This is a genomic window from Skermanella rosea, from assembly GCF_016806835.2.
Taxonomy (GTDB): Bacteria; Pseudomonadota; Alphaproteobacteria; order Azospirillales; family Azospirillaceae; genus Skermanella; species Skermanella rosea.
In genome coordinates this window covers 1,564,871-1,588,636 of the sequence record NZ_CP086111.1, presented here as the reverse complement: position 1 = coordinate 1,588,636, position 23,766 = coordinate 1,564,871, and the positions used below count along the sequence as shown (strand labels likewise).

Here is a 23,766-nt window from a genome sequence, read left to right as displayed (position 1 = left end):
AAATTGTGCTTGATGAGGAGACAACAACCGCCAAATAACAGTTGCTACGGCGCTCCGCTCCGCCGAGCGTCATATGAAACACTGTGCGGGACTACTAGTAATATTCGTAGGAGCGCGCCTCGACGTCGCGGTCCATGTCGCGCCAGGCGGCATCCTCCGGGTCGGTGTCGAAATCCTCGACCACTTCCTCCATGTCATAGTCCGACCACCTCAGCACCGAGATCATGAACTCGACCTGGTCGGGCCGAAGCCCCACCTTGCGTGCCATCTCCGGCGTGTCACGCCCTTCCCGGACATACTGGACGAGATTGCGGACCCGCCGGAAGACATCCTCCTCCACCTCGGGGTCGTAGGCGAAGACGTCCAGGAACTTGCGGGTCCAGATCCCGTCGCTCTCGAACCCGGTCGGAAGCCGCACCTCGTGCCGGTCGGCCACCAGCCGGGCCAGCTCCACCTGAGCCGCCGTCGGGCGGCTATCGCCGTCGGATTTCCGGGCCACTCAACCAATCCTTCCTTAACGCGGGCGATGGCATGGTTAATACACCCATGCCTCAACGCATAATCGCATCCGGAAATCCTCATGGCGAGAGCTAATTTCCGCCATCTTCACAGCCTGTGGATAACTTCACTCGCCGGGTTCCACAAGCTATCCACAGCCGCGGCGTCTATCTCGGCCGGGCGTGCTCTGCTAGTCTCCCGGACATGGAAACGATGACCACTGATCCTCGCGCCGCCCGCCCCGCGGATGCTGCCGGACGACGCCCCAGCTACCGAATCACCCCGCACAACGCCGAGGCTGAACAGAGCCTGCTGGGCGCCATCCTGACCAACAACAAGGCCTACGAGAAGGTCGGCGAGTTCCTGAAGCCGGAGCATTTCTACGATCCGGTCCACAGCCGAATCTTCGAGACGATCCATACCCTGATCCAGCGCGGCGAGGTCGCGGACCCGATCACGCTGAAGCGCTATTTCGAAGGCGATCCGGCGCTCGAGAGCGTCGGCGGCGTCGGCTACCTGGCCGAACTGGCCGGCAGCGTGGTCTCGGTGGTCAATTCCGAGCATTACGGCCGAATCATCCACGACATGTACCTCCGCCGCCAGCTCATCGACATGGGCGAGGACATGGTCAACGAGGCCTACAGCCACAACCTCGAGGGGGCGGCCCTCGAGCAGATCGAAGGGGCGGAGAAGAAGCTCTTCGACCTGGCGACCACGGGCGACATCCAGGGCGGGTTCCAGCCGTTCAGCCAATCGCTCCGAGTCGCCATTGAGATGGCGGAGGAGGCGTTCAAGCGGGACAGCCAGGTCACCGGTGTCACCACCGGCCTGATCGATCTGGACCGCAAGCTGGGCGGCCTCCATCCCAGCGACCTGCTGATCCTCGCCGGGCGCCCGTCCATGGGCAAGACCGCGCTCGCCACCAACATCGCGTTCGCCGCGGCCAAGGCACACCTGCGCACCGACGGCAAGGAGGGCGCCGGGGTCGCCTTCTTCTCGCTGGAAATGTCTGCCGAGCAGCTGGCCACCCGTATCCTGGCAGACGAGGCGCAGGTCGCCTCGGAGAAGATCCGGCGCGGCGACCTGAAGCCGGAAGACTTCCAGCGCTTCTCGGAAGCCAGCAGCATCCTGTCGCGCGTCCCCTTCTATGTGGACGACACGCCGGCCTTGAGCATCGCGGCGGTCCGGACCCGGTCGCGCCGGCTGGCGCGCACGTCGGGCGGCCTCGGGCTGATCGTGGTCGACTACCTTCAGCTGCTGCGCGGCTCCGGAGGCAAGGGCAACGAGAACCGGGTGCAGGAAATCTCCGAGATCACCCGCGGCCTCAAGGCCATCGCGAAGGAGCTGGACGTCCCGGTCATGGCCCTATCCCAGTTGTCCCGCGCCGTCGAGCAGCGCGAGGACAAGCGGCCCCAGCTGTCCGACTTGCGTGAGTCCGGCTCGATCGAGCAGGACGCCGACGTGGTCATGTTCGTCTTCCGCGAGCAGTACTACCTGGAACGGGCCGAACCGAGCCGGCGGCCCGACGAGGCCGACGACAAGTTCAACGACCGCTACCAGCGCTGGCAGCAGCGGCTGGGCGAGGTCCACAATACAGGCGAAGTCATCATCGCCAAGCAGCGCCACGGACCGATCGGTACGGTTCGCCTGTTCTTCGACGGCCAGTACACCAAGTTCGGCGACCTGGACCAGAGCCACCCGGGCGGCGGCGGCGGCGACTACGAGTGAGGGAAATCGGGGGGCGCGGCCGGAGACGGCCCGCCCCCATCCACCTATGGGCACCCTCGGGTGCCCCTGCCGTTGACAGTGTTATGACGGTTGGCTAGGGTGCGCCGCACAAGGTTGCGCGCTGAGGTAAAGTTGCAACGGCACCAGCGGTTTGGGTGTGTGGTTTCAGCCGTTCCCTCAACGCGTCCGGCCCGAGTGTCATGCCCGGCACGGGGGCACGGGTGAGCGGGAGCGCCGCCCGCTAGGTTGCCACGGGGGATCAATGGGCTTCCTGACCACGACCGGCCGCGCCTTCCTGATATTTCTGGAGGCGACCGGCCGGCTGATGCTGTTTACCGGTGTCGCCGTCTCGCACTGCTTCCGGCCTCCGTTCTATCTGCGCCTGATCGGCCGGCAGATGATCGACATAGGCTATTATTCGCTGCCGGTCGTCGGGCTGACCGCCCTGTTCACCGGCATGGTGCTGGCCTTGCAGAGCTATACCGGCTTCGCCCGCTTCCAGGCGGAAGGCGCCGTGGCGACGGTGGTCGTGCTCTCCGTCACGCGCGAACTGGGGCCGGTGCTCGCCGGCCTCATGGTGGCCGGCCGCATCGGCGCCTCGATGGCTGCCGAGATCGGGACCATGCGGGTGACCGAACAGGTCGACGCACTGTCCACCCTGGCGACCAACCCCTTCAAGTACCTGGTGGTGCCCCGCCTCGTCGCCGGGCTCACCATGCTGCCCCTGCTGGTCGTCGTCGCCGACATCATCGGCGTCTTCGGCGGGTTCCTGATCGGTGTCTACCGGCTGGACTTCAACCCGGCCGCCTATATCGGCCGCACCTGGGAATACCTGGTGCCGATGGACGTCATCTCCGGCCTGGTGAAGGCGGCGGTCTTCGGGTTCGTGATCGCACTGATGGGCTGCTACCACGGCTACCAGTCGCGCGGCGGCGCCCAGGGCGTGGGCGCCGCGACGACCAACGCGGTCGTGTCCTCCTCCATCCTGATCCTGGTGTTCAATTACCTGATCACCGGCCTGTTCTTTTCGCGATGAGCGCCATGACACATACCGCAGTGGGGAAGCCGGCCGATGCAGCGCCCGGGGTTCGGGCCGAGGCCGGGACGCCGAAGCTGAAGCTGTCCGGCGTCCACAAGTCGTTCGGCAGCAAGCATGTGCTGAACGGCCTCGACCTGGAAGTCGGACGCGCGGAATCGCTGGTGGTGATCGGCGGGTCGGGCACCGGCAAATCGGTGATGCTGAAATGCGCGCTGGGCCTGATGCATCCCGACAGCGGCTCGATCAAGATCGACGGGGAGGAGACCGCCAACCTGCGCCCGCGCGACCGCGAGCGGGTGATGCGCAAGTTCGGCATGCTGTTCCAGGGGGCCGCCCTGTTCGACAGCCTGCCCGTGTGGGAGAACGTCGCCTTCGGTCTGATCCAGGGCGAGAACATGTCCCGGGGCAAGGCGCGGGAGATCGCGGTCGAGAAGCTGTCCGCGGTCGGCCTCGCCCGGGAAGTGGCCGACCTGTTCCCCGCCGAACTGTCCGGCGGCATGCAGAAGCGCGTCGGCCTGGCCCGTGCAATCGCCACCCAGCCGGAAATCATATTCTTCGACGAGCCGACCACCGGCCTCGACCCCATCATGGCCGACGTGATCAACGACCTGATCATCAAATGCGTCAAGGACCTGGGCGCCACCGCCCTGTCGATCACCCATGACATGGCGAGTGCGCGCAAGATCGCCGACCGGATCGCGATGATCTACAAGGGCAAGATCATCTGGAGCGGCCCGGTGTCGGAGATCGACAATTCGGGCAATCCCTATGTCGACCAGTTCATCCACGGTCGTGCCGACGGGCCGATCCAGATGGAGGTCATGCAACCCTGATCCGCGATCCCGAACCTGGATCGGGCTCTGGTATTCCTGTTCTGTTCATCTTAAATAAACCCTGTTTCGATAAGCATCGAGCGATTTGAGGATAGTTCCCGGTCTGGGCACAGCCCGGGGCAATGTCTCGCGCCGAATGTTTCCCATAGGTCGGAAAGTTCGCGCGTGCTATCCATTGCTGCACCGCAAACACGTCGAGAACCCGGTTACATTGGCCCGTTCCAACACACGTTACGTCTGCCAGTCCTGCGGCGCCAGCTCTCCGAAATGGAGCGGCAAGTGCGACTCATGCGGCGAGTGGAACACCCTGGTGGAAGAGGCGGTCCCGGAAAGCGCCCCCAAGGGGCTGGGCCGCACGGCCGGCACGGGGCGGCGGATCGATTTCGTCGATCTCAAGGGTGTTTCCGAGAAGGCCCCCCGGCGCATCACCGGCATCGCGGAGTATGACCGCGTCTGCGGCGGCGGCATGGTGCCGGGGTCTGCCCTGCTGGTCGGCGGCGATCCCGGGATCGGCAAATCCACCCTTCTGCTCCAGGTCGTGTGCAGCCTCGCCCGGAACCTCCGCTGCGCCTACATCTCGGGCGAGGAGGCGGTCGATCAGGTCAGGATGCGCGCCTCTCGCCTCGGCACCAGCGAGTCCGCGGTCGAGCTCGCCGCGGCGACCAACGTCCGCGACATCGTTGCCTCCCTCGACGCCGCCGACGCGCCGGGCCTGTGCATCATCGACTCGATCCAGACCATGTACGTCGACACGCTGGACAGCGCACCGGGCACGGTCGCCCAGGTGCGCGCCTCGGCCCAGGAACTGATCCGGGTCGCCAAGCGGCGCGGCATCATCCTGGTCCTGGTCGGGCATGTCACCAAGGAAGGCACGATCGCGGGTCCGCGGGTGCTCGAGCACATGGTCGATACCGTGCTCTATTTCGAAGGGGAGCGCGGCCACCAGTTCCGTATCCTGCGCGCCGTCAAGAACCGCTTCGGCCCGACCGACGAGATCGGCGTGTTCGAGATGACCGACTCCGGCCTGACCGAAGTGTCGAACCCGTCCGAGCTGTTCCTGGCGGAACGGCGGGGCGACGTGTCCGGCGCCTGCGTCTTCGCCGGGCTGGAAGGAACCCGTCCCGTGCTGGTCGAGATTCAGGCCCTGGTCGCCCCCTCCCCGCTCGGCACGCCGCGCCGCGCGGTGGTCGGCTGGGACAGCGGCAGGCTCGCCATGGTGCTCGCCGTGCTGGAGGCGCGCTGCGGCGTCGCGATCGGCGCCAACGACGTCTACCTGAACGTGGCCGGCGGCCTGCGGATCGGCGAGCCCGCCGCCGACCTGGCGGTCGCCGCGGCGCTGGTGTCGTCGCTGACCGGAGAGCCGGTGCCGGCAGACACGGTGGTGTTCGGCGAGATCGGGCTATCGGGCGAGATCCGAGCGGTCAGCCAGACTGACGTCCGCCTGAAGGAGGCCGCGAAGCTCGGTTTCGAGAAGTCCCTGATGCCAACGCAGCGCAGCCGGAAATCGGGCGGCCGGAGCGATGCCGGCATCCGCAGGATCGAACTGGCCCACCTGGAGGACCTGATCCCCATGTTCCAGGAACCCCGCGCCGCAGCGTCCGCCGGGCGGGCGCGCACCTGATGCCTCCCCTGATCCACCAGATGACGTGACGGATCCCCGACATGGACTCGACATCAATCAACCCGACCGATATCGCCGTCATCGTCATCCTGCTGCTGTCGGCCCTGCTGGCCTTCGCGCGCGGACTGGTCCGCGAGGTGCTGTCGGTCGGCGCCTGGGTCGGCGCCGCCTTCGCGACCCTGTACCTGTTTCCCCATGTCCTGCCGCTGGTCCAGCAGATCGTCGCCAAGGACCTGATCGCCAAGGCCGTGGCCGGGCTGGGAGTGTTCGTCACCTCGCTGATCCTGCTGTCGATCGTCAGCCACCAGATCTCCAAAGGCGTTCGCGGCTCGGCGCTCAGCGCCGTGGACCGCTCCCTCGGGTTCGTTTTCGGTATCGCCCGGGGTGCCGTGATCGTCTGCCTTGCCTATATCTCGGTGAGTTGGGTCTTTCCTCCCACGGAACAGCCGCGCTGGCTGCGCGACGCGCGGACCATGCCGGTGATCCAGACCGGCGCCGAGATGCTGCGCAACCTGGTGCCCGGCCGGACCGGATCGGCGGTCGAGACGCAGGCCGCGTCCGGTGCCGCCTCGGCCAAGGCGGCCGCCGACAAGGCGAACCGCGCGATCCAGGAGGAAGCCCTGAAGCGCCTGTCCACCCCCCGGCCGACGCCGGCCGCCGCGACGAACGCGGGTGCGCAGGTGCCCGACTCGGGGTATAAAGACCGGGACCGAACCGAGCTCGACCGCCTGATCGAGACCAACCGCTGACAGCCTACCGTTCACAAACCCCGCGAAAGGGTTTAGCACCCATGTTGACGACCCATCCGTTCGATGACGACAAACTGCGCGAGGAGTGCGGTGTGTTCGGCGTCTACAACCACGGCGAGGCGGCTGCCGTCGCGGCGCTCGGTCTCCACGCGCTCCAGCACCGTGGGCAGGAGGCGGCGGGCATCGTCACCTTCGACGGCGAGCACTATCATATCCAGCATGCCATGGGGCAGGTCGGCGACAATTTCAGCTCGCAGTCGGTCATCGCCAAGCTGCGCGGCCATGCCGGGATCGGTCACGTCCGCTACGCCACCAGCGGCGACACGGTCCTGCGCAATGTCCAGCCGCTGTTCGCGGACTTCGAATTCGGCGGCTTCGCCCTGGCGCACAACGGCAACCTCACCAATGCGCTGATGCTTCGGCGTCAGCTGGTCCGGCGCGGTTGCCTGTTCCAGTCCACCACCGACACGGAAGTGATTGTCCACCTGATGGCGACGGCCCGCAGCGGGTCGGTGATCGACCGCATGGTCGAGGCGCTCCGCCAGGTGGAAGGCGCCTACTCGCTGATCGCCCTGGCCAAGGACATGGTGATCGGCGTGCGCGACCCGCTGGGCGTGCGCCCGCTGGTCCTGGGCCGGGTGGGCGATAGCCACGTGCTGTGCAGCGAGACCTGCGCGCTCGACATCATCGGCGCCGACTTCGTCCGCGACGTGGAGCCGGGCGAGATGATCGTCCTGGACAGCTCCGGAGTCCACAGCCTCCGCCCGTTCCTGCCGCAGCACCGCCGCTTCTGCATCTTCGAATATATCTACTTCGCCCGGCCAGACAGCGTGATGGAGGGCAATTCGGTCTACGAGGCGCGCAAGCGCATCGGCATGGAGCTGGCGCGGGAAAGCGCGGTGGATGCCGACGTGGTCATTCCGGTGCCGGACAGCGGCGTGCCGGCGGCGATCGGCTACGCGGCGGAAAGCGGCATCCCCTTCGAACTGGGCATCATCCGAAACCACTATGTGGGCCGCACCTTCATCGAGCCGACCGACCAGATCCGCAACCTCGGCGTCAAGCTGAAGCACAATGCCAACCGGCACATGATCGAGGGCAAGCGCGTCGTCCTGGTGGACGACAGCATCGTCCGCGGCACGACCTCGATCAAGATCATCGAGATGGTCCGCCGGGCCGGGGCGAGCGAAGTCCACATGCGGATCTCCAGCCCGCCGACCAGCCATGCCTGCTTCTACGGCGTCGATACGCCGAAGAAGGAGAAGCTGCTGGCGCATAAATACTCGATCGACGAGATGGCCAAGTATATCGGTGCCGACAGCCTGGCCTTCATCTCGATCGACGGTCTGTACAAGGCGGTCAACGAACCCGGCCGCAACAACGCCCGGCCGCAATATTGCGACGCCTGCTTCACCGGCGACTATCCGATCCCGCTGCTCGACCGCGATACGCCCGGCGAAACCTCGGAGATCACCTACCGCGCCGAAGCGCGCGGCTGATCCCGTAACAATACCTGCCCATCCAGATACCTGACCACGAGAACAGCCTCCATGTCCGAACCCCGACTGTCGAACCGCGTCGCCCTGATCACGGGCGCCTCCCGAGGCATCGGCGCCGCCGTGGCGGAACGCTTCGCCGCGGAGGGGGCGCACGTCATCCTCGCGGCCCGCACCGTCGGGGGGCTGGAGGAAGCCGACGACCGGGTCCGCGCCAAGGGCGGCACCGCGACCCTGGTGCCGGTGGACCTGATGGACTTCGACAAGATCGACCAGCTCGGCCAGTCGATCTTCGAGCGGTTCGGCCGGCTCGACATCCTGGTCGGGAACGCCGCGATGCTGGGCGACCTCAGCCCGGTCTCGCACTATGCGCCCAAGACCTGGGAGCGGGTCTTCGCGCTCAACGTCACCGCCAACTACCGGCTGATCCGAAGCCTCGACCGGCTCCTGCGCGGGTCGGACGCGGGCCGCGCGATGTTCGTGACCTCGGGAGTGGCACGCAGCCCGGTGGCCTATTTCGGGGCCTACGCCGCCAGCAAGGCCGCGCTGGAGATGATGGTCATGATGTACGCCCGGGAAGTGGCGCTCTCGCCGCTGAAGGTGAACCTGCTGGATCCCGGCGTGGTGCGGACCAAGATGCGGGCGCACGGCTTCCCCGGCGAGGACCCGATGATCCATCCCGCCCCGGAGGAGATCACGGACCGCTTCGTCGAACTGGCCGAACCCGCTTGCCAAGTGCATGGCGAAGTCGTTTCCGTCTGACCCAGGCTTCGCTCCCTCCCAGCCGCCGCCATGCTGACCCGACCCGCCACCCCGGCCGATGCCGGTTCGATCACTGAAATCTACAACCAGGGCATCGCCGACCGGATCGGGACCTTCGAGACCGAACCCCGGACCGTCGAGCAGATCCGGGCCTGGTTCGAGGCGACCGGACCGCTCGGCCCCTACCCCATCGTGGTGACGGAGGACGGCGGCAAGGTCGTCGCCTTCGCCTCCACCTCCTCCTACCGGTCCCGGGGCTGCTACGGCGGCATCGCCGAGTTCTCGGTCTATGTCGCCCGGGACGAACGCGGGCGGGGCGCCGGCCGCGCGGCGCTCGCCGGGCTGATCGAGGCGGCCCGCCAGGCCGGCTACTGGAAGCTGGTGTCCCGCATCTTCACCGAGAATGGTGCCAGCCGCCGCGCCTGCGCCGCCGTGGGCTTCCGCGAGGTCGGGACATACCTGAAGCACGGCAAGCTGGACGGGGTCTGGCGCGACGTCGTGATAGTCGAACGGCTGATAGAAGAAAACCTGACCTGACCGGGCGACTGCGGCCGGGCGGCGGGACCGCCCGGCCGTCCCGGATCACGCCGCCCTGATTCCGGACAGGAACTGCTCGATCTCCCGGCGCAGGGTGGTCGCCTGCCTGCCCAGCTCCTTGGCGGCGCCCAGCACCTGGCTGGCCGCCGCGCCGGTCTGGGCCGCCGCCTGCGATACCTCCGACAGGTTGGCCGAAACCTCCTGCGTGCCCTGGGCAGCCTGCTGGACGTTGCGCGCGATCTCATAGGTCGCGGCGTTCTGCTCCTCGACCGCGCCGGCGATGCTGGTCGCGATCTCGTGGATTGAGGAAATCGTCTTGCCGATGCCCTGGATCGCGCCGACCGCCCCGCCGGTCGCCTCGCGCATCGCGGCGACCTGGGTCGTGATATCCTCCGTCGCCCGCGCCGTCTGATTCGCCAGGCTCTTCACCTCGGAGGCGACGACCGCGAAGCCCTTGCCCGCCTCGCCGGCGCGGGCCGCCTCGATGGTGGCGTTGAGCGCCAGGAGGTTGGTCTGCTCGGCGATGGTCTGGATCAGCCCGATCACCTCCCCGATGCGCTGGGCGGCGTCGGACAGGCCGCGGACCGTCTCGTTCGTCTGCCCCGCCTCCTCCACCGCCGAAGTGGCGACCATGCTCGACTGGGACACTTGGCGCGAGATGCTCTGGAGCGTGCTGGTCATCTCCTCGGTGGCGCTTGCCACGGTCTGGACGTTGGCCGAGGTCTGCTCGGCCGCCGCGGCCGACGCGGTGGACTGGCGCAGGGTCCGGTCGGCGACCGCGGTCATGCCCTGGGCGGTATCGTCGAGCTGGTCCGCCGCCGCCGTCACGCCGCCGAGCACCGCCACGGCCTGCTGCTCGAACTGGCGGATGAGGCCCTCGATCCGGGCGGAGCGCTGCTCCTTGGCGACTTGCTCCGCGGCCTGCCCCGCCTGGAGTTCCTTGGCCGTCACCAGCCCGTCCTTGAATACCTGGACGGCGGAAGCCATCTGCCCGATCTCGTCGCGGCGGCCGGCTCCGGTCACGGCGGTGTCGAGCCGCCCCTTGGCAAGCAACCCCATCGTCTCGGACAGCGCTCGGATCGGCCGCGAGATCGAGGCGACCAGGAACAGGCCCGCAAGGCTGCACACGACCAGCGCCGCGACCATCGCGGCCACGACCAGCTTCCAGGTCATCCCGTAGATCGTCGAGGAGACGTCGCCGACCGACTGTCCGGAGGCGATGGTCACCCGTACCAGTTCCTCGGCATGCTTCTTCATGTCGCGAAAAGCGTTGCGGGAGTCGTTCAGGAAGACCTTGGACGCCTCCTCCTTCTGCCTTTCGCGCGAGAGCTGGAAGACCGTCTTCGTCGCTTGGACGTAGCGGTTCCAGGCTGCCAGATACTGATCATAGACCTCCCGTTCGCGGCCGGAGATCTCGAATTCCTCGTATTTCCTCCGGGTCGCCTCGATCCGCTCGACCAGCGCCTGGGCGAAACGCTCCCGTTCCAGCATAAGGTCGATATTCACCTCGGACACGTGGCCCGACTCGTAGGTCCGGTACTCGTTGGCGCCGGTGAGGAATTCCCCGACATAGCCGATGCTGGGCAGCCAGCGGTCCCGGAGCTGTTCGGTGATCGCGTTCATGTCGGCCAGCCGGACCAGGGCGAAAAGCCCCAGCCCTGCGGACACGGCAAGCACCAGCCCGAAGGAAATGAACACCTTCGTCTGGATCTTGAAGTCGGTGAGGGTATTCATCGGTCTTCTGAACTCTTCCCTGAGGCGGATAGGAGATCGCCCGCCGGCACGGCCCGGTCAGGTCGTGCCATATGGGCAGGGAATCTGACCCATACCCTGGAGAAGTTTCAAAAGAGGTAACAATTACAAGGAGTTATCCGAAGTTCGCGCCAACTTCGGCGCTATTCCTCCGCATACGGGTTCTTGCCTTTGCGTGTCAGCATGCGGATCGGCACCCCAGGCAGGTCGAGCGACTCTCGAAGCCCGTTCACCAGATAGCGGATATAGGTCTCCGGCAGGTCGAGCGGCTTGCTGACCCACAGGGCGAAGGTGGGCGGGCGGGCCTTCACCTGGGTCATGTAGCGGATCTTGATCCGCCGTCCCTCGACCGCCGGCGGCGGATGCGCCTCGGTCATGCCTGCCAGCCAGCGGTTCAGGTCCGACGTGCCGACGCGCCTGTTCCAGATCTCGTAGATGTCCAGCACGGCGTCGAGCAGGGCGTCGAGCTTCTGGCGGCGCAGGGCGGACAGGGTCACGACGGGGATTCCCCGGACCTGGGCGAGCTGCGACTGCAGCTTGTCGTTGATCTGCTTCAGCGTGCCGGCACGGTCGGTCACGGTGTCCCACTTGTTGACCGCGATCACCAGGGCGCGCCCCTCGTCCAGCACCATGCGGGCGATGGTCAGGTCCTGGTGGTCCAGGATCGCCTCGGCATCGACCACCAGCACGACCACCTGCGCCAGCCGGATCACCCGTAGGGCATCGGCGACGGCCAGCTTCTCCAGCTTGTCGTCGACGCGCGACTTCCTGCGCATCCCGGCGGTATCGACCAGCCGGATCGGCCTGTCCCTGTATGTCCACTCCACCGTGATGGCGTCGCGGGTCATGCCGGCCTCGGGACCGGTCAGGACCCTTTCCTCGCCGACAAGGCTGTTCAGCAGGGTCGACTTGCCGACATTGGGCCGCCCGACGATCGCGAGCTGAAGCGGGCGCACCGGCTCGGGCCTGCCGTCCTCGCGCGCTTCCGGTTCGATGCCGGCCTCGGCCTCCCGATCGGTGTCCGGCTGGCTTTCCTCGGGCGGCACGTAGGGCAGAAGGGCCTCGACCAGTTCAGCCAGACCCTCGCCATGCTCGGCCGAGATCGGCACCGGCTCGCCAAGGCCGAGTTCGAACGCCTCGTAGAGGCCGGGCGCACCCGCCCTGCCCTCGCATTTGTTGGCGAGCAGAATGACCGGCGTCTTGCCCTTGCGGAGCCAAGTCGCGAAGTGCTGGTCCAGCGGCGTGACGCCGGCCCGCGCGTCGATCAGCAGCAGGGCGACGTCCGCCTCCTCGATCGCCCGCTCCGTCTGGCGGCGCATGCGCGCCTCGAGGCTGTCGTCGAAGGCTTCTTCCAGCCCGGCGGTGTCGATCACGGTCAGGTCGATGCCGGCCAGCCGTGCCGGCGCCGCGCGCCAGTCACGGGTGACGCCGGGAGTGTCGTCCACCAGCGCCAGCTTCTTGCCGACAAGCCGGTTGAACAGGGTGGACTTGCCGACATTGGGCCGGCCGATGATCGCGACGGTGAGAGACATTGCTTCCATGTAGGGAGCCGCGGACGGCTCCACCACTCCAATAATCGGCCGCCTCAGCGATAGGCGACGAGGGTACCGTCGTTGGTCAGGACGTAGAGCGTGCCGCCGGCCACGACCGGAGAGATGAAGGCGCCGTCGGGCAGGTCGAAGCGCTGCTGCTCCCGTCCGTCCTCGGGGGACAGAGCCACCAGCTCGCCGACGGAATTGGCCAGCCACAGGCGTCCCCCGGCGAGCACCGGGCCGGTCCAGATGATCGGGCCGCTGCGGTCGTCGGGGTCCTCGTAGCGTGCCAGCGGGGCCACCCAGCGGACCCGGCCGGACTGGCGGGTGAGTGCGATGACCTCGTTGTCGTTGGTCAGCACGAAGATGAAGTCGCCGGCGACCCACGGGGTATCGACGCCGCCGATCTCCTGCTCCCAGGCGCGCCCCCCGGTCCGCTCGTCGATGCCGACCATGCGGCCGCTGTGGCTGACCGCCACGACAAGGCCCCGGTCGATCACCGGCATGCCGCGGATGTCGGCGAGGTTCGACAGGGCTCCGACCCGGCGCACGGCCGCCAAGTTGTCCGACCAGGCGACCCGCCCGTTCTCGGCCCGCAGCGCGAACAGCTCACCGGAGGAATAGGGTGCCGCGACGATCGTCCCGTCCACCGCCGGGCTGGCGGCGCCCAGCAGTCCCGCGGTCTCCAGGATGCCGGTGTGGGTCCACAGGGTGGCGCCGTCGTTGGCCGAGTAGGCGATCAGCTGGTTGTCGACCGTGATGACGAAGACCCGGCCGTTGGCGATCGAGGGCGCGGACCGGACCGGACCGGGAACCCGGGTCCGCCAGCCGATGGTGCCGGTGGCCGGATCGACCGACAGCAGCTCGCCATAGCCGGTGGTCACGAACAGCCTGTTGTCGGCGAAGGCAGCCCCGCCGCCCAGCGCGCCGCCGGACTCGTTCTCGCGCTCGACGCTGACCTGCCAGACCTGGCGGCCGGTGGCGGTGTCGAAGGCGGTCAGTTCGTAATCGGTGTTGAGCGTATAGACCCGGCCGCCGGCCACCACCGGCTGGGCAAGCAGGCGCGTGTTGCTGGACGAACCGGAGCCGATGTCGGCGGTCCAGGCTTGGCGGGGCTGCGCCGCCAGGGCCAGATGACCCATGGCATGGTCGGGATTGCCGCCGGCCTGGGGCCAATCCGCGTTCGCGGTCGGCGCCGGCAGTTCGACCCGGAGGTCGGCCAGCCGCGGATCGGGCTCCAGCTGCCGTTCCAGCCGAAGCACGGAAATCCGTTCGCCGGGAAGCGGCGGCGGCTCGCTGTCGCCGAACCAGCTTCCCGAGCCGCAGCCGGCCAGGGACAGGGTCACCATGCCGGCGGCCAGCAGCCTGGCGCTCAGCGAGCGGGTGACGGACCGGCCAGCGGGCCGGGAAGGCGATTGGGCGCAGCTTTGGGTCATTGCGGCTCGACAGCGTAGAGGGCGGCGAGTTCGGTGGCGCGGTTGCGGACACCGGAGGGGGCGGAAGCATCGCCCTGGAGCTGGGTGAACAGCTTGGCGGCCGCGTCGCGGTCGCCGGCGCGAATCGCCAGCAGGGCGGTCAACTCACGGGCCGAATGGCGCCACGGGCTGGTCTCCGCGGTCAGCGGCTGGAGCCGCGCGCGAAGCTGGCCCGGGTCGCCGGACTGGACCTGATGCATCACCGACAGCACCGTCGCGAGATCGCGGTAGACCTGCGCCACGTCCGAGGACTGGGCGAGCTGGTCGTAGATGGAGACAGCGGCCTCGCCGTTGCCTTCGCGGGCGCGCAGCCCGGCCTCGTAGAAGCGGGCCAGCGTTCCCGGTCCGGCACCCGTCTGCCCCGCGAAGGCGGCGAGCGCATCGGCCGCGGCCTCGGGATTTCCGCCCGCGGTGCCGCCCTGCCCGTCCGGTGCGCCGGCCAGGCGGAGCGCGTCGGCAAGCTGCTGGGTCTGGGTCTCGGCCTGCGACTGCTGCCAGTTGCGCCATGCCATGAAGCCCGCGGTACCGGCGACGGCGGCGACCACGGCGACCACGATCAGCACGCCGTATCGCTTCCAGAGCTTTTCCAATCGATCGCGGCGAAGCTCTTCGTCAACTTCGCGGAAGATATCGGTCATATAGCTTTTTCCGGGCAGACGAAGTCCGCCGGTCCTCATGCGTCCGGGTTGGGCCGATTACCAGACGGCCCGATGGCGGTCAAGGCGGCATAGCGACCCGGAGCATGCCCGGGCACCCGATTTGTCCTCCCGCCTGGCTTCGCCTAGCGCCATTTGATCGAGCAGCCCATGCTGGGGATCTGTTCTGCCGGCCCCTGCCCCGTCTCGGCGATGCGCACCATGGCGTCGAACAGCTCGCGCCGGGCATTGGGCACCGGCTGGACCCTGGAGGCGTCCAGCCTGCCGCGGTACTGCAGTTCCAGATCGGCGTTGAAGCCGAAGAAATCGGGCGTGCAGACGGCATCATAGGCCTTGGCGACCTGCTGGCTCTCGTCGATCAGATAGGGAAACGGCAGGGTGTGCCGTTCCGCGAATCGCTTCATGTTGTCGAAGCCGTCGTCGGGATACCGTTCGGTGTCGTTCGACATGATGGCGACGGCCCGGACCCCGTGTGCCTCCAGGTCGCGGCAGTCACGGACGATGCGGTCGATCACCGCCTTCACGTAGGGGCAGTGATTGCAGATGAACATGACGAGCGTCCCGTTGGACCCCCGTATGTCGGCCAGACCGTAGCGTCTGCCGTCGGTGGCCGGCAGGCTGAAATCCACGGCTTTCCATCCGAAATCGCAAATCGCCGACTGTGCCGCCATTTGGCTTTTCGCTCCCGATCGATTCTTACCGTTTGTTGCACCGCAACACGGACAGGAACGCCGAACGTGCGGTGGATCGTCAGTCTAACCCGCCCCGCGCGAAGATCAAAGAATCCCGCCCCGGCCCCAAGATCAGGGCGCCTGGAAGGCCAGGTGCCACTGGCGCAGGAAGTGTTCGCGCTTCAGCGTGTCGAGGAATACCAGCAGGGCCGGGCTGAGCGTGATCGGAATGACCGGCCCCGCGGTGCTCCGCCGGACTCCGGCCGAAGTCGCCTCGCCCTCGATGCGGGGAGACAGGGCATACAGCGCCGACCGTCCGGCGATCACCCGCTGCCCGCGTTCCGACAGCAGGTAGTCGATGAATCGGCCGGCCAGATCCCCCCGTTCCGCCGTCTTCGGGATGATCGCGACCCTGGACAGGATCAGCGTGTAATCCTCCGGCAGGACGATGCCGATCGGCGCCCCGGCCTCCGCCTGGGCCCTCGCGTAGGACCCCAGCACGTTGTAGCCGATCAGCACCTCGCCACGCCTGATCATCGCAAGGATGTCGCCGGTGCAGCAGGCCAGCCGCGCCCGCGCGCTGCCCAACGTAGCGACGAGCTGCCAGAACTGGCTGAACAGCACGGAGTCCTGGCTGGCGAAGAAATAACCGATGCCGCTGGTGGCGAGATCGTAGGTCGCGACCCGTCCGGCGTAGCGGCCCCGGTTCTCGCGGATCAGGCGGATCAGCTCGTCGCGCGACCTGGGCACCTCGGATTCCGGCACCAGGTCGCGGTTGTAGACGATCACCGCCGGCTCGTAAGTGAAGCCGAACGCCTCGTCGCGCCAGTTCGCCCAGTCCGGCAGGGCCAGCGTCTCGCTGGAGACATAGGGCTGCGCATAGCCGTCGTTGATCAGCTTAACCTGGAGGTCCGCGGCCGAACTGATGACAAGGTCGGCCCGGGACGCTCCGGCGACCGTGCGATCGTACAGCTCGCGGGTGGTAAGCTCGGAATAGGCGATCGTAACGCCGGGATCCACCGCCTGGAAATCCAGGATCAGCGGCTCCATCGCCCCGGTATCCGTGGCGGCGTCGATCCGCAGCGTTTCCCGGGACTCCCCGGGCGCGGGATAGGCCGTCTCGACCGCCCTGGCGTCCGACGCCGTCCAGCAGACCAGAACCGCGGCGAGCAGCGCCGCCGGGACGGCCGATCCGCGAGGGCGCTCCAGGGGTGGCCTACACGGGAAGTCCAACCGGACGACCAGCCCTCCGCCCGTCCGATCGAACAGGCCGAGTTCGGCGTCGTGGGCATCCGCCACGGCCTTGGCGATCGCGAGCCCGAGACCGCTGCCGACCTTTCCGGTCCCGGTGCTGCCGCGCCCGAAGCGTTGAAGCACCTGCTGTTTTTCGGCGTCCGGAATGCCGGGGCCCCGATCGGCCACTTCGGCCCGCACGCCGCCGTCCGGCCGCAGCACGATCCTGACCTCGACCGGACCACCCTCCCCGCCGTACTTGACGGCATTGTCGACCAGGTTGGTGAAGGCTTCGACGAGGCTGATCGGGTCGCCCGGCACCCGTGCCTCCGCCGCTCCCCGGCCGACGGCCAGGCTCACCTCGGCCTGCTCGCTGACCGCATCGGCGCGCTGGACCACATGGGCCAGCAGGGCGGCGAGATCGACGCTTTCGGGCTCCAGCGCCTCGCGCCTGTGGATCACCATGGCGTGGCTGAGCAGCTGGCTGGTAAGCTGGCTCGCCTCGACCGCGTTGCGGTGGATGCGCAGTACCGAGCGCCGGACCATGTCGGGATCCGGCTCGTCCGCCGCCAGTTCGGCCTGGAGCCGAAGGCTGGCGAGCGGCGTGCGGATCTGGTGCGCCGCGTCGGCCAGGAAGGTCTGCATGGTATCCAGGTTGCCCCGAAGCCGCGCCAGGAGGATGTTGATCGCGTGGACGAGCTGCGAGACCTCGGCCGGCGGCGGGATCGCTATCTGCGAGAGATCGTGGGGCTGCCGCGCCCGGATCACCTGCTCCAGGTAGGCGAGCGGAGCCAGCGCCTGCCGGACGCCGAACCAGATCAGCCCCGCGCCGACCAGGACCGCCAGGGCGATCGGCAGGAAGGCGTTGGCCAAGATGTCCTTGGCCAGACCGTCGCGCTCCTCCCGGGTCTGCGCGACCGCGATCCTGACCCAGCCGGAGAGCTGGGGATGCGATATCAGCCGGTCCAGCACGGCGACCCGGACCGGCGCATCCTTGTAAGAGGCGTTCCGGAAGCTGGAGAGCGCTTCGCGCTCGCCGCCAGCCGCGATGGGCAGGTCCCCATATCCGGTCACGAGCCCCCCGTCCGGCGCGGTGATCCGGTAGAAGATCCGGTCGCGCCGCGCCATGGCGAGGATGCCGAGGGAGGAGTACGGCAGGTCCACGGCGATCCGGCCGTTCTCGACCCTGACCGTGTCGCCGATCGACAGGGCGGCCGCCAGCAGAAGCTGGTCGTACGCACTGTCCGCCGCCCGCTGCGCATAAGCGTTGACGAAGGCGAACAGCCCTGCCGCCAGGACGGCCAGCGCCGCGAACAGTCGGACCAGCAGGCGCCGCCTGAGCGAGAATCCGTCAGGCTTCGGCACGGACTTCCGCCACGTAGCCGAGGCCCCGCACGGTGCGGATCTCCACCGAAGTCCCCTGGAGCTTTCGGCGCAGGCGGGAAACATAGAGTTCGATCGCATTGGGCGCTGCCGGCTGGTCCAGGCTGAACAGCCGGTTGAGCAGATCGTCCTTGCCCAGGACGCTGTCCAGGTTGGTCAGGAACAGTTCCAGCAGGCGGAATTCACGCCCGCTGAGGTCCAGGAGTCGGCCTTCGACCGTCGCGCGCTTCGCGGCCATGTCGAACAAAAGGTTGCCGAACTGCGTCGCCGAGGCGGCGATGCCGTGCGACCGGCGCAACAGGGCGCGGCACCGGGCTTCCAGCTCGCGCAGGTCGAACGGCTTGACGATGAAGTCGTCGGCGCCGAGATCGAGCAGGTCGACCTTCACGTTGACCTGGGAGCGGGCGGTCACGACCAGCACCGGGGTCCGGTCGCGCCGCCGACGGAGCTTGGTCAGCAAAGCCTGCCCATCGATCCCCGGCAGCATGATGTCCAGGATGACGAGCTGATAGGTTTCCTGGGCCAGCAACTCCTCGGCGGCCTCGCCGTCGGGCGCCCAGTCCACCGCATAGCCGAGATGACGGAGCCGCCGCACCACGGCGTCGGCCAGGTCCTCCGTGTCCTCCACCATCAGGATGCGCATCGGGTCTCCCGTTCCGGTTCAGGCCGCGGCGGGCACCGGACGCGGCAGGCGGTTCTCGTCGATCGCGACGAAGGTGAAGGTCGCCTCGGTCACCTTGAAGCAATCGTCGCCGTCCCGGCTGCGCCGCCATGCCTCGATGCGGATGTTCATGGATGTCCGCCCGACGCGGAGGATCTCGGCGTAAAGACTGACCTCGTCGCCGACGAACACGGGGGAATGGAACACCATGCTGTCGGCCGCCACGGTGGCGCAGCGGCCGCGGGCGCGCCGGGCCGCCGCGTTCCCCGCCGCAAGGTCCATCTGGGCCATAAGCCAGCCGCCGAAGATGTCGCCGGCCGGGTTGGTATCGGCCGGCATGGCGACCGTCCGGATCACGGGCTCGCCGCTCGGCAGGGCAGTCGATCTCGCCATGCTGGTCACTTCCTCCCCGTCCGTCCCTGTCGGCCGTTCCCTATGCCCGGCCAGCGCCGGCCCCCCTCGGACGAGGCGGAACATGCCGTCACGACGGCCGGGCCGAATTCCGCCGGGAGGTGCTGGACCGGCCGTGATGGAACCCGGGGTGACAGGGAGGGTCGCGTGCCCGACGCCGGCATCAGGATTACTCCAGGTTTCGCCGTTTCCGGCGCGGGGACTGTTGCCGGCCCGCGCAGCCTGAAGAAGTCTATCGGATCAAGCTGTCACGCACCTGTCGTCACGAGGGAGGAATGCGCTCGATCCGGTGTCAGCGCTGGAGTTCCGAAGCGACGATGACCGCCTGGGTCCGATTCTTGACGCCGAGCGACTTGAAGATGGCGGTGACATGGATCTTCACCGTCCCTTCGGACAACCCCAGCTCATAGGCGATCTGCTTGTTGGACTTGCCTTCGCGCAGGCAGTTCAGCACCTCCCACTGGCGCTGAGTCAACTGGTGATGGTTGGAGCCCCGGTCGCCGCCATGCTCCGTCTCGACCTTGATGGGAGTAGCCTTGGCCGCGACATCGGCATGGATCGCCGAAGGGGGAAGGTAGATCCCGCCGGAGAACACGAGGTTCAGGGCACTGAGCATGATCTTGACGCTGGACGACTTCGGGATGAAGCCGGCGGCACCGGCATCCAGCGAACTGCGGACGTCGGCTTGGTTCTCCGACGCCGATACCACGACGACGGGGGTGTCCGAAGCCTCGTTGCAGACCTGCTCCAATCCGGAGAACCCCGGCCACCCGGGCATCTGGAGATCGATCAGGATCAGATCGAACGTGTCGCCGCCGTTCTGGACAAGCTCCAGCACTTCATCGAACGTACTGGCGTCGGTGAAGGTCGCCTCGGCACTCAGCTGTTCCAGCAGACGACGCAACCCTTCCCTGAACAGCAAATGGTCGTCGCCAATCAATATTTTCATCGCTGCACCTCAAAGACGGACAACCGTCATACGACAGAAACGTTTCCAAAGGGATTTTGGCACAAGAAGTGCCGGTCGATTTCAGTTCACCGAACATTTCTCCAGACCAATACGACCTGCCAACATGAGTTTCGAAAGGCCCCTGCCTTGAGCGCTCCTTGACCTTGCCCAGTCCCGACCCGGGCCCGACGGCCCCCTACCCTCGACGGTCCAAGGGAGCGATTTGCCACCCACGCGCGGGAACTTAACCCCGATACGTCCCGCTCGCCACGGACCGCCCGGGAACGTCCAATTTCCTATTGTTAGACGATATAGCACGACGGCAGCGAAAATGGGCACAGCAATCGTCACCCGGATCCCCCTTTCGGGGTACCGTGGCGAATGTGCACCCTCGTAAGAGGCTCAGGCATCCCGGCTTTGCGGATCCGCGAAGTTCGTCCGAATCCGCCGGTCGATATGGCTAAAGACGGCACCTACCCCAATCCGGCCTGCTCAAGCAAGACTGTCATTCCGCGGGTGTATCGGGGTTATACCGTCTGTATTCGGGCAAACCTCGTTTATTTCGGGCCATCGGATCGCCACAATGCTTAGAATGTTATGCGACTTCGCCCCAATAAAGCCTGATTTCCAGCGCCGAGACGCTCGTCAGGCGCCTAGCCGAATTTGAACGTAACGTAGCAACGGACTGGCACGCCAGATATTGCCTCTGCCATGAACAGCGCAGATACAATCAAAAGAGATAACCAACTCTGTAACCCACAACCTGACTGGGCCAGGAAGACGCACTTTTGCGCCAGTCCCAACCGGATGGGTTGCCACGATAAGCAGGAATATAACCTCATTGCTATATTTCCGCAACGCAATGCCTGCGATATTGTAAATTAACCAAAGCAAACTACTTTGGATTTTAGCTTGCCGAACGGCCTAAATTTGATGTTTGTTGTCTCGTTTCTTTCCTCCCACTGGTCAATTCTTTGAGACCTTGACGATGACGACAGATCAGCCGATGCCCTGCCACCCACCACCGCACGGTGCCGCTTCCTGCGGCGCCGGGCAGAAATTCAGAGCAGTGCTATGCATGCGCCGAACGATCAGACCACCCGACAGGTCTTCGCCCCCGGTTTGGATGATATGAAGTTGAACACAGTGACGCCCATGCATGTCTGCCTCGTCGTTGACGACGACACCATCGCCGAGCCACTCGTATCGGCGCTGGAAAGCGCTGGTCGACACCGGATCTCGGTGTTCCACGACATCTCGGATCTGCAGCAGAGCAACATAACGCCCGATGCGATCCTGATCGGCGTCCAGCAGTTCGCGGCATTGCGCGAGAACGAGCCGATGGTCTACCTGCGGCTTTCTCGCCGGAGCCGCATCGTCGTCGTCCTGAGCAGCCGCGAACTCCTCGACGCGGCACACATACTGGCCTTCGCCGACGCCTGGGTTTTCCAGGACATCAACGTCGACAGGATCAACGAGCTCATCGATCTCGGGCTTGAGGGGCATTGCCTGATGCCCAAGCAGTTCCTGTCGCGTCTCGGAGTCGACGAGATCAGGCTGACATTGCTGCCCCGCCTGTCTTCGGTCGAATTCCAGACGCTCCTGCTACTCGGCCAGGGGTTGAACAACAGGACGATCGCGGACCAGCTGGACCTGTCGGAAGCGGTCATCAAGTCGATGGTGCGGAGCGTCCTGTCGAAGCTGCACTTCCGCAATCGGACCGAAGCCGGCGTGTTCGCCGCCCGCCAGCAACCGTCCCTGGAGCAGGCCCGCAACGCCGAGCCAGCGCCGCCCCTCGCGGTCCGAAGCTCCGAAGGTTGATCCCCGGGGACCGGGTCCCGGAACCATGCCGGTGCGGACGATAAGAAGGCCGGCATCCGCGTAGGGCGGAAGGCCGGCCTTCTTTTTTCATTCCGCCGGAGGTCGGGCGCCCATTGGCAGGCGCCGGCTCCGGGCAGCATGGACAAAGATCCGCGTCAAGCTCAGGCGATGGAAGCCGCCGCGCCGCCGGTCAGCTCCCCGCCGATGCCGTTGTTCAGAGCCCAGATGGCGGCCTGGGTGCGGTTCGATGCATTGATCTTGCGCAGCAGGCTCTTCAGGTGAACCTTGACGGTCGCCTCGGTGATGTTCAGGTGATTGGCGATCATCTTGTTGCTGTCGCCGTTGAGCAGGCAACGCAGGATCTGAACCTCGCGCTGGGACAGGCCCTTGCGGGAGATCGGCATTTCCAGCCCGTTGCCGTTCACCCGGCCGCTGATAAGCAGGGCCGCGAGGTGCGTCGGGAACACCTTCTCGCCCATCATCACCAGACGGAGCGACTGCGCCAGCGCGTCGGCCGAGAGATCCTTCATCAGGTAACCGTCGGCCCCGGCCTCCAGGGCGTTGGCCAGGCGGCGGGTGCACAGGTCGGTCGTGAGCACGACCATGCGGGTGTCCGGCAGCAGGGACCGCAGCCGGCGCATGGCTTCCGCTTCGTCGTCACCGCCGTTGACCAGGTCGAGCAGCACGAGCTGGGGCCGAAGTCCGGACTCGGCGATCGCCACGCCTTCGCGAAGGTTTCCCGCCTCGGCGACGATCTGGAACGGAGAGTCGTCCAGAAGGCGCTTCAGCCCTTCGCGGAAAAGTTTGTTTGAGTCGATCAGAAAAGCTTCGATGCGTTGCATAATCCGCTCCCGCGCTGAAAGGTACTTGTAGTTCTTGTTTCTTGCGCCGGTTAATCGATCAGATGGCCATCGCTAGCCGTCCAGCCTCTTTCCAGGTCGCACCTTCTTCTCTCTTTCGGATGAACTTACCCTAGGGACGACTGACAGGATATCTCCCCATTGGAATAAACCGAGCGCGCATTAGACATAGGTCCAAAGCTCGCCAATGTTAAGGGTAATTCTCTCAGCCCCGTTCATCCGAAATTTCGAGGTATCGTCGCGAAAAAAGACTAGCCAGTTCCGTTTCCGCGGACGAACGATCTTACCCGAACTCACTGCGTTACTTCAGATTACTGCGCTATTGAGCATATAGTGCACTGCACAATCGCTCCGGTCAATATCGTATCGGGCCGACATTCACCAAATGAGCAATGTTGACTTGACAGCGCAGGTATTTGCTTCGGTCTTCATCGGTCGTCGAGAACCCAATGACGTTCTTCAATCTGGCACGCGCCAGGAGCGCCGGATATGATCGCCCGGCACCCGCCAGCAAAACCGCCGCAAATATGGTTAATATAAATTTACGAATTACGCCAGACTCGGTTGAGGCGAATTACCCCGCCCATCGCAGCATTCATGCGAGGTGCGGCCTTTCGAGCACACCATCACCCAACGGACACCCCCGAAGGGGTGGTCCGCAGTGCAGAAACGAGAAGGAAACACGCCCTTGACGAGGCATCGGACAGGCCGGCGGGAGGACAACCGACCGAAATGACGATCCTGCAGGGAATTGGATTGTTCGTAGCGGCCTATCTGGCCCTGCTCGCGCGGAGCGCCTGGAAGCAAGGCGAGATCAAGCAGTTCCTGATGAGCTGCCTGATCCTGGCGGCCCTGTTCGCCTCGCTGGCCACAGTGATTTCGGCCTACATCTATTTCAAGACCCACTAGTGGCTCGCCACAGTGGTTTCGATTGATTTATCGTAGACCGGCCTCGGCCGAAGGCCGACGCCGACAGCGTGGCCGGAGCGTTGACGCGGGGTGTCGGCGTTCGCCCTGACGGGCGAAGGCCGACCTACCGCACTCCGCTCCGCAGAACATCATCAAAAATACTGTGCCGAACCACTAGCGGCCCCGACGA

21 protein-coding genes are annotated in these 23,766 nt (G+C 66.3%); 10 read left to right on the top strand and 11 right to left on the bottom strand.

The window, feature by feature from the left end:
• Positions 1-94 precede the first annotated feature (94 nt).
• Complete coding sequence (locus JL101_RS07355; RefSeq protein ID WP_203101242.1) at positions 95-499, bottom strand: hypothetical protein; 405 nt, start codon at positions 497-499, stop codon at positions 95-97.
• A gap of 212 nt (positions 500-711) precedes the next feature.
• Between JL101_RS07355 and JL101_RS07350 the strand changes: the two genes are divergently transcribed.
• From JL101_RS07350 to JL101_RS07315, 8 genes are all read left to right on the top strand, one after another.
• Entirely contained in the window at positions 712-2,226 is a 1,515-nt protein-coding gene (locus tag JL101_RS07350; RefSeq protein WP_228435335.1) for a replicative DNA helicase, read from the top strand.
• A gap of 262 nt (positions 2,227-2,488) precedes the next feature.
• Positions 2,489-3,262, top strand: coding sequence for an MlaE family ABC transporter permease (locus tag JL101_RS07345; protein ID WP_203101237.1), 774 nt, complete (start codon positions 2,489-2,491; stop codon positions 3,260-3,262).
• A 5-nt stretch (positions 3,263-3,267) separates the two neighbouring features.
• Positions 3,268-4,098 (top strand): ABC transporter ATP-binding protein, encoded by an 831-nt coding sequence (locus tag JL101_RS07340; protein ID WP_203101235.1) that lies wholly within the window; start codon positions 3,268-3,270, stop codon positions 4,096-4,098.
• A gap of 211 nt (positions 4,099-4,309) precedes the next feature.
• Positions 4,310-5,719 (top strand): DNA repair protein RadA, encoded by a 1,410-nt coding sequence (gene radA / locus JL101_RS07335; RefSeq protein WP_203101226.1) that lies wholly within the window; start codon positions 4,310-4,312, stop codon positions 5,717-5,719.
• Positions 5,720-5,760: 41 nt separating this feature from the next.
• On the top strand, positions 5,761-6,468 hold the full coding sequence (locus JL101_RS07330; RefSeq protein WP_203101225.1) for a CvpA family protein: 708 nt from the start codon (positions 5,761-5,763) through the stop codon (positions 6,466-6,468).
• Positions 6,469-6,509: 41 nt separating this feature from the next.
• The gene (gene purF, locus JL101_RS07325; protein ID WP_201072459.1) at positions 6,510-7,967 is read left to right on the top strand and encodes an amidophosphoribosyltransferase; all 1,458 of its coding nucleotides are present in this window, start codon (positions 6,510-6,512) and stop codon (positions 7,965-7,967) included.
• Positions 7,968-8,018: 51 nt separating this feature from the next.
• Complete coding sequence (locus JL101_RS07320) at positions 8,019-8,726, top strand: SDR family NAD(P)-dependent oxidoreductase (protein WP_203101224.1); 708 nt, start codon at positions 8,019-8,021, stop codon at positions 8,724-8,726.
• A 30-nt stretch (positions 8,727-8,756) separates the two neighbouring features.
• Positions 8,757-9,263, top strand: a complete 507-nt coding sequence (locus JL101_RS07315; protein WP_203101217.1) for an arsinothricin resistance N-acetyltransferase ArsN1 family A — start codon at positions 8,757-8,759, stop codon at positions 9,261-9,263.
• A 45-nt stretch (positions 9,264-9,308) separates the two neighbouring features.
• On the opposite strand, the gene JL101_RS07310 is transcribed toward JL101_RS07315, so the two are convergent.
• The 9 genes from JL101_RS07310 to JL101_RS07270 form a co-directional block, all read right to left on the bottom strand.
• Entirely contained in the window at positions 9,309-10,997 is a 1,689-nt protein-coding gene (locus JL101_RS07310) for a methyl-accepting chemotaxis protein (protein WP_203101215.1), read from the bottom strand.
• 161 nt (positions 10,998-11,158) lie between these two features.
• Positions 11,159-12,547: a ribosome biogenesis GTPase Der gene (der, locus tag JL101_RS07305; protein WP_203101213.1), complete on the bottom strand. Its 1,389-nt coding sequence runs from the start codon at positions 12,545-12,547 to the stop codon at positions 11,159-11,161.
• A gap of 53 nt (positions 12,548-12,600) precedes the next feature.
• On the bottom strand, positions 12,601-13,983 hold the full coding sequence (locus JL101_RS07300; protein WP_203101212.1) for an outer membrane protein assembly factor BamB family protein: 1,383 nt from the start codon (positions 13,981-13,983) through the stop codon (positions 12,601-12,603).
• Positions 13,980-14,660 carry a tetratricopeptide repeat protein gene (locus JL101_RS07295; RefSeq protein WP_203101211.1) on the bottom strand — a complete coding sequence of 227 codons (681 nt, stop codon included), beginning with the start codon at positions 14,658-14,660 and terminating at the stop codon, positions 13,980-13,982. Before JL101_RS07295 ends, JL101_RS07300 begins: the two co-directional genes overlap by 4 nt.
• A gap of 143 nt (positions 14,661-14,803) precedes the next feature.
• Positions 14,804-15,307: a thioredoxin family protein gene (locus JL101_RS07290; RefSeq protein ID WP_323374716.1), complete on the bottom strand. Its 504-nt coding sequence runs from the start codon at positions 15,305-15,307 to the stop codon at positions 14,804-14,806.
• 174 nt (positions 15,308-15,481) lie between these two features.
• Complete coding sequence (locus tag JL101_RS07285) at positions 15,482-17,947, bottom strand: sensor histidine kinase (RefSeq protein ID WP_228435334.1); 2,466 nt, start codon at positions 17,945-17,947, stop codon at positions 15,482-15,484.
• Positions 17,934-18,608, bottom strand: a complete 675-nt coding sequence (locus tag JL101_RS07280) for a response regulator transcription factor (RefSeq protein WP_203101209.1) — start codon at positions 18,606-18,608, stop codon at positions 17,934-17,936. The genes JL101_RS07285 and JL101_RS07280 overlap by 14 nt, the downstream gene beginning before the upstream one ends.
• Positions 18,609-18,626: 18 nt before the next feature.
• Positions 18,627-19,019, bottom strand: a complete 393-nt coding sequence (locus JL101_RS07275; RefSeq protein WP_203101208.1) for an acyl-CoA thioesterase — start codon at positions 19,017-19,019, stop codon at positions 18,627-18,629.
• 310 nt (positions 19,020-19,329) lie between these two features.
• Positions 19,330-19,986, bottom strand: a complete 657-nt coding sequence (locus JL101_RS07270) for a LuxR C-terminal-related transcriptional regulator (protein ID WP_203101207.1) — start codon at positions 19,984-19,986, stop codon at positions 19,330-19,332.
• Between the two features lie 1,131 nt (positions 19,987-21,117).
• Between JL101_RS07270 and JL101_RS07265 the strand changes: the two genes are divergently transcribed.
• Positions 21,118-21,807 carry a LuxR C-terminal-related transcriptional regulator gene (locus JL101_RS07265; RefSeq protein ID WP_228435333.1) on the top strand — a complete coding sequence of 230 codons (690 nt, stop codon included), beginning with the start codon at positions 21,118-21,120 and terminating at the stop codon, positions 21,805-21,807.
• 161 nt (positions 21,808-21,968) lie between these two features.
• On the opposite strand, the gene JL101_RS07260 is transcribed toward JL101_RS07265, so the two are convergent.
• Positions 21,969-22,649 (bottom strand): LuxR C-terminal-related transcriptional regulator, encoded by a 681-nt coding sequence (locus JL101_RS07260; protein ID WP_158044510.1) that lies wholly within the window; start codon positions 22,647-22,649, stop codon positions 21,969-21,971.
• Positions 22,650-23,399: 750 nt separating this feature from the next.
• On the opposite strand from JL101_RS07260, the gene JL101_RS07255 reads away from it, so the two are divergent.
• Positions 23,400-23,576, top strand: a complete 177-nt coding sequence (locus JL101_RS07255) for a hypothetical protein (protein WP_203101206.1) — start codon at positions 23,400-23,402, stop codon at positions 23,574-23,576.
• Positions 23,577-23,766 lie beyond the last annotated feature (190 nt).

Coding starts and splice junctions, on each gene's coding strand:
- JL101_RS07280 (WP_203101209.1), bottom strand. CDS start 18,608: ATGCGCATCCTGATGGTGGAGGACACGGAGGACCTGGCCGACGCCGTG.
- JL101_RS07255 (WP_203101206.1), top strand. CDS start 23,400: ATGACGATCCTGCAGGGAATTGGATTGTTCGTAGCGGCCTATCTGGCC.
- JL101_RS07265 (WP_228435333.1), top strand. CDS start 21,118: ATGAAGTTGAACACAGTGACGCCCATGCATGTCTGCCTCGTCGTTGAC.
- JL101_RS07295 (WP_203101211.1), bottom strand. CDS start 14,660: ATGACCGATATCTTCCGCGAAGTTGACGAAGAGCTTCGCCGCGATCGA.
- JL101_RS07300 (WP_203101212.1), bottom strand. CDS start 13,983: ATGACCCAAAGCTGCGCCCAATCGCCTTCCCGGCCCGCTGGCCGGTCC.
- JL101_RS07340 (WP_203101235.1), top strand. CDS start 3,268: ATGACACATACCGCAGTGGGGAAGCCGGCCGATGCAGCGCCCGGGGTT.
- purF (WP_201072459.1), top strand. CDS start 6,510: ATGTTGACGACCCATCCGTTCGATGACGACAAACTGCGCGAGGAGTGC.
- der (WP_203101213.1), bottom strand. CDS start 12,547: ATGTCTCTCACCGTCGCGATCATCGGCCGGCCCAATGTCGGCAAGTCC.
- JL101_RS07260 (WP_158044510.1), bottom strand. CDS start 22,649: ATGCAACGCATCGAAGCTTTTCTGATCGACTCAAACAAACTTTTCCGC.
- JL101_RS07275 (WP_203101208.1), bottom strand. CDS start 19,019: ATGGCGAGATCGACTGCCCTGCCGAGCGGCGAGCCCGTGATCCGGACG.
- JL101_RS07270 (WP_203101207.1), bottom strand. CDS start 19,986: ATGAAAATATTGATTGGCGACGACCATTTGCTGTTCAGGGAAGGGTTG.
- JL101_RS07345 (WP_203101237.1), top strand. CDS start 2,489: ATGGGCTTCCTGACCACGACCGGCCGCGCCTTCCTGATATTTCTGGAG.
- JL101_RS07320 (WP_203101224.1), top strand. CDS start 8,019: ATGTCCGAACCCCGACTGTCGAACCGCGTCGCCCTGATCACGGGCGCC.
- JL101_RS07310 (WP_203101215.1), bottom strand. CDS start 10,997: ATGAATACCCTCACCGACTTCAAGATCCAGACGAAGGTGTTCATTTCC.
- JL101_RS07330 (WP_203101225.1), top strand. CDS start 5,761: ATGGACTCGACATCAATCAACCCGACCGATATCGCCGTCATCGTCATC.
- JL101_RS07350 (WP_228435335.1), top strand. CDS start 712: ATGACCACTGATCCTCGCGCCGCCCGCCCCGCGGATGCTGCCGGACGA.
- JL101_RS07315 (WP_203101217.1), top strand. CDS start 8,757: ATGCTGACCCGACCCGCCACCCCGGCCGATGCCGGTTCGATCACTGAA.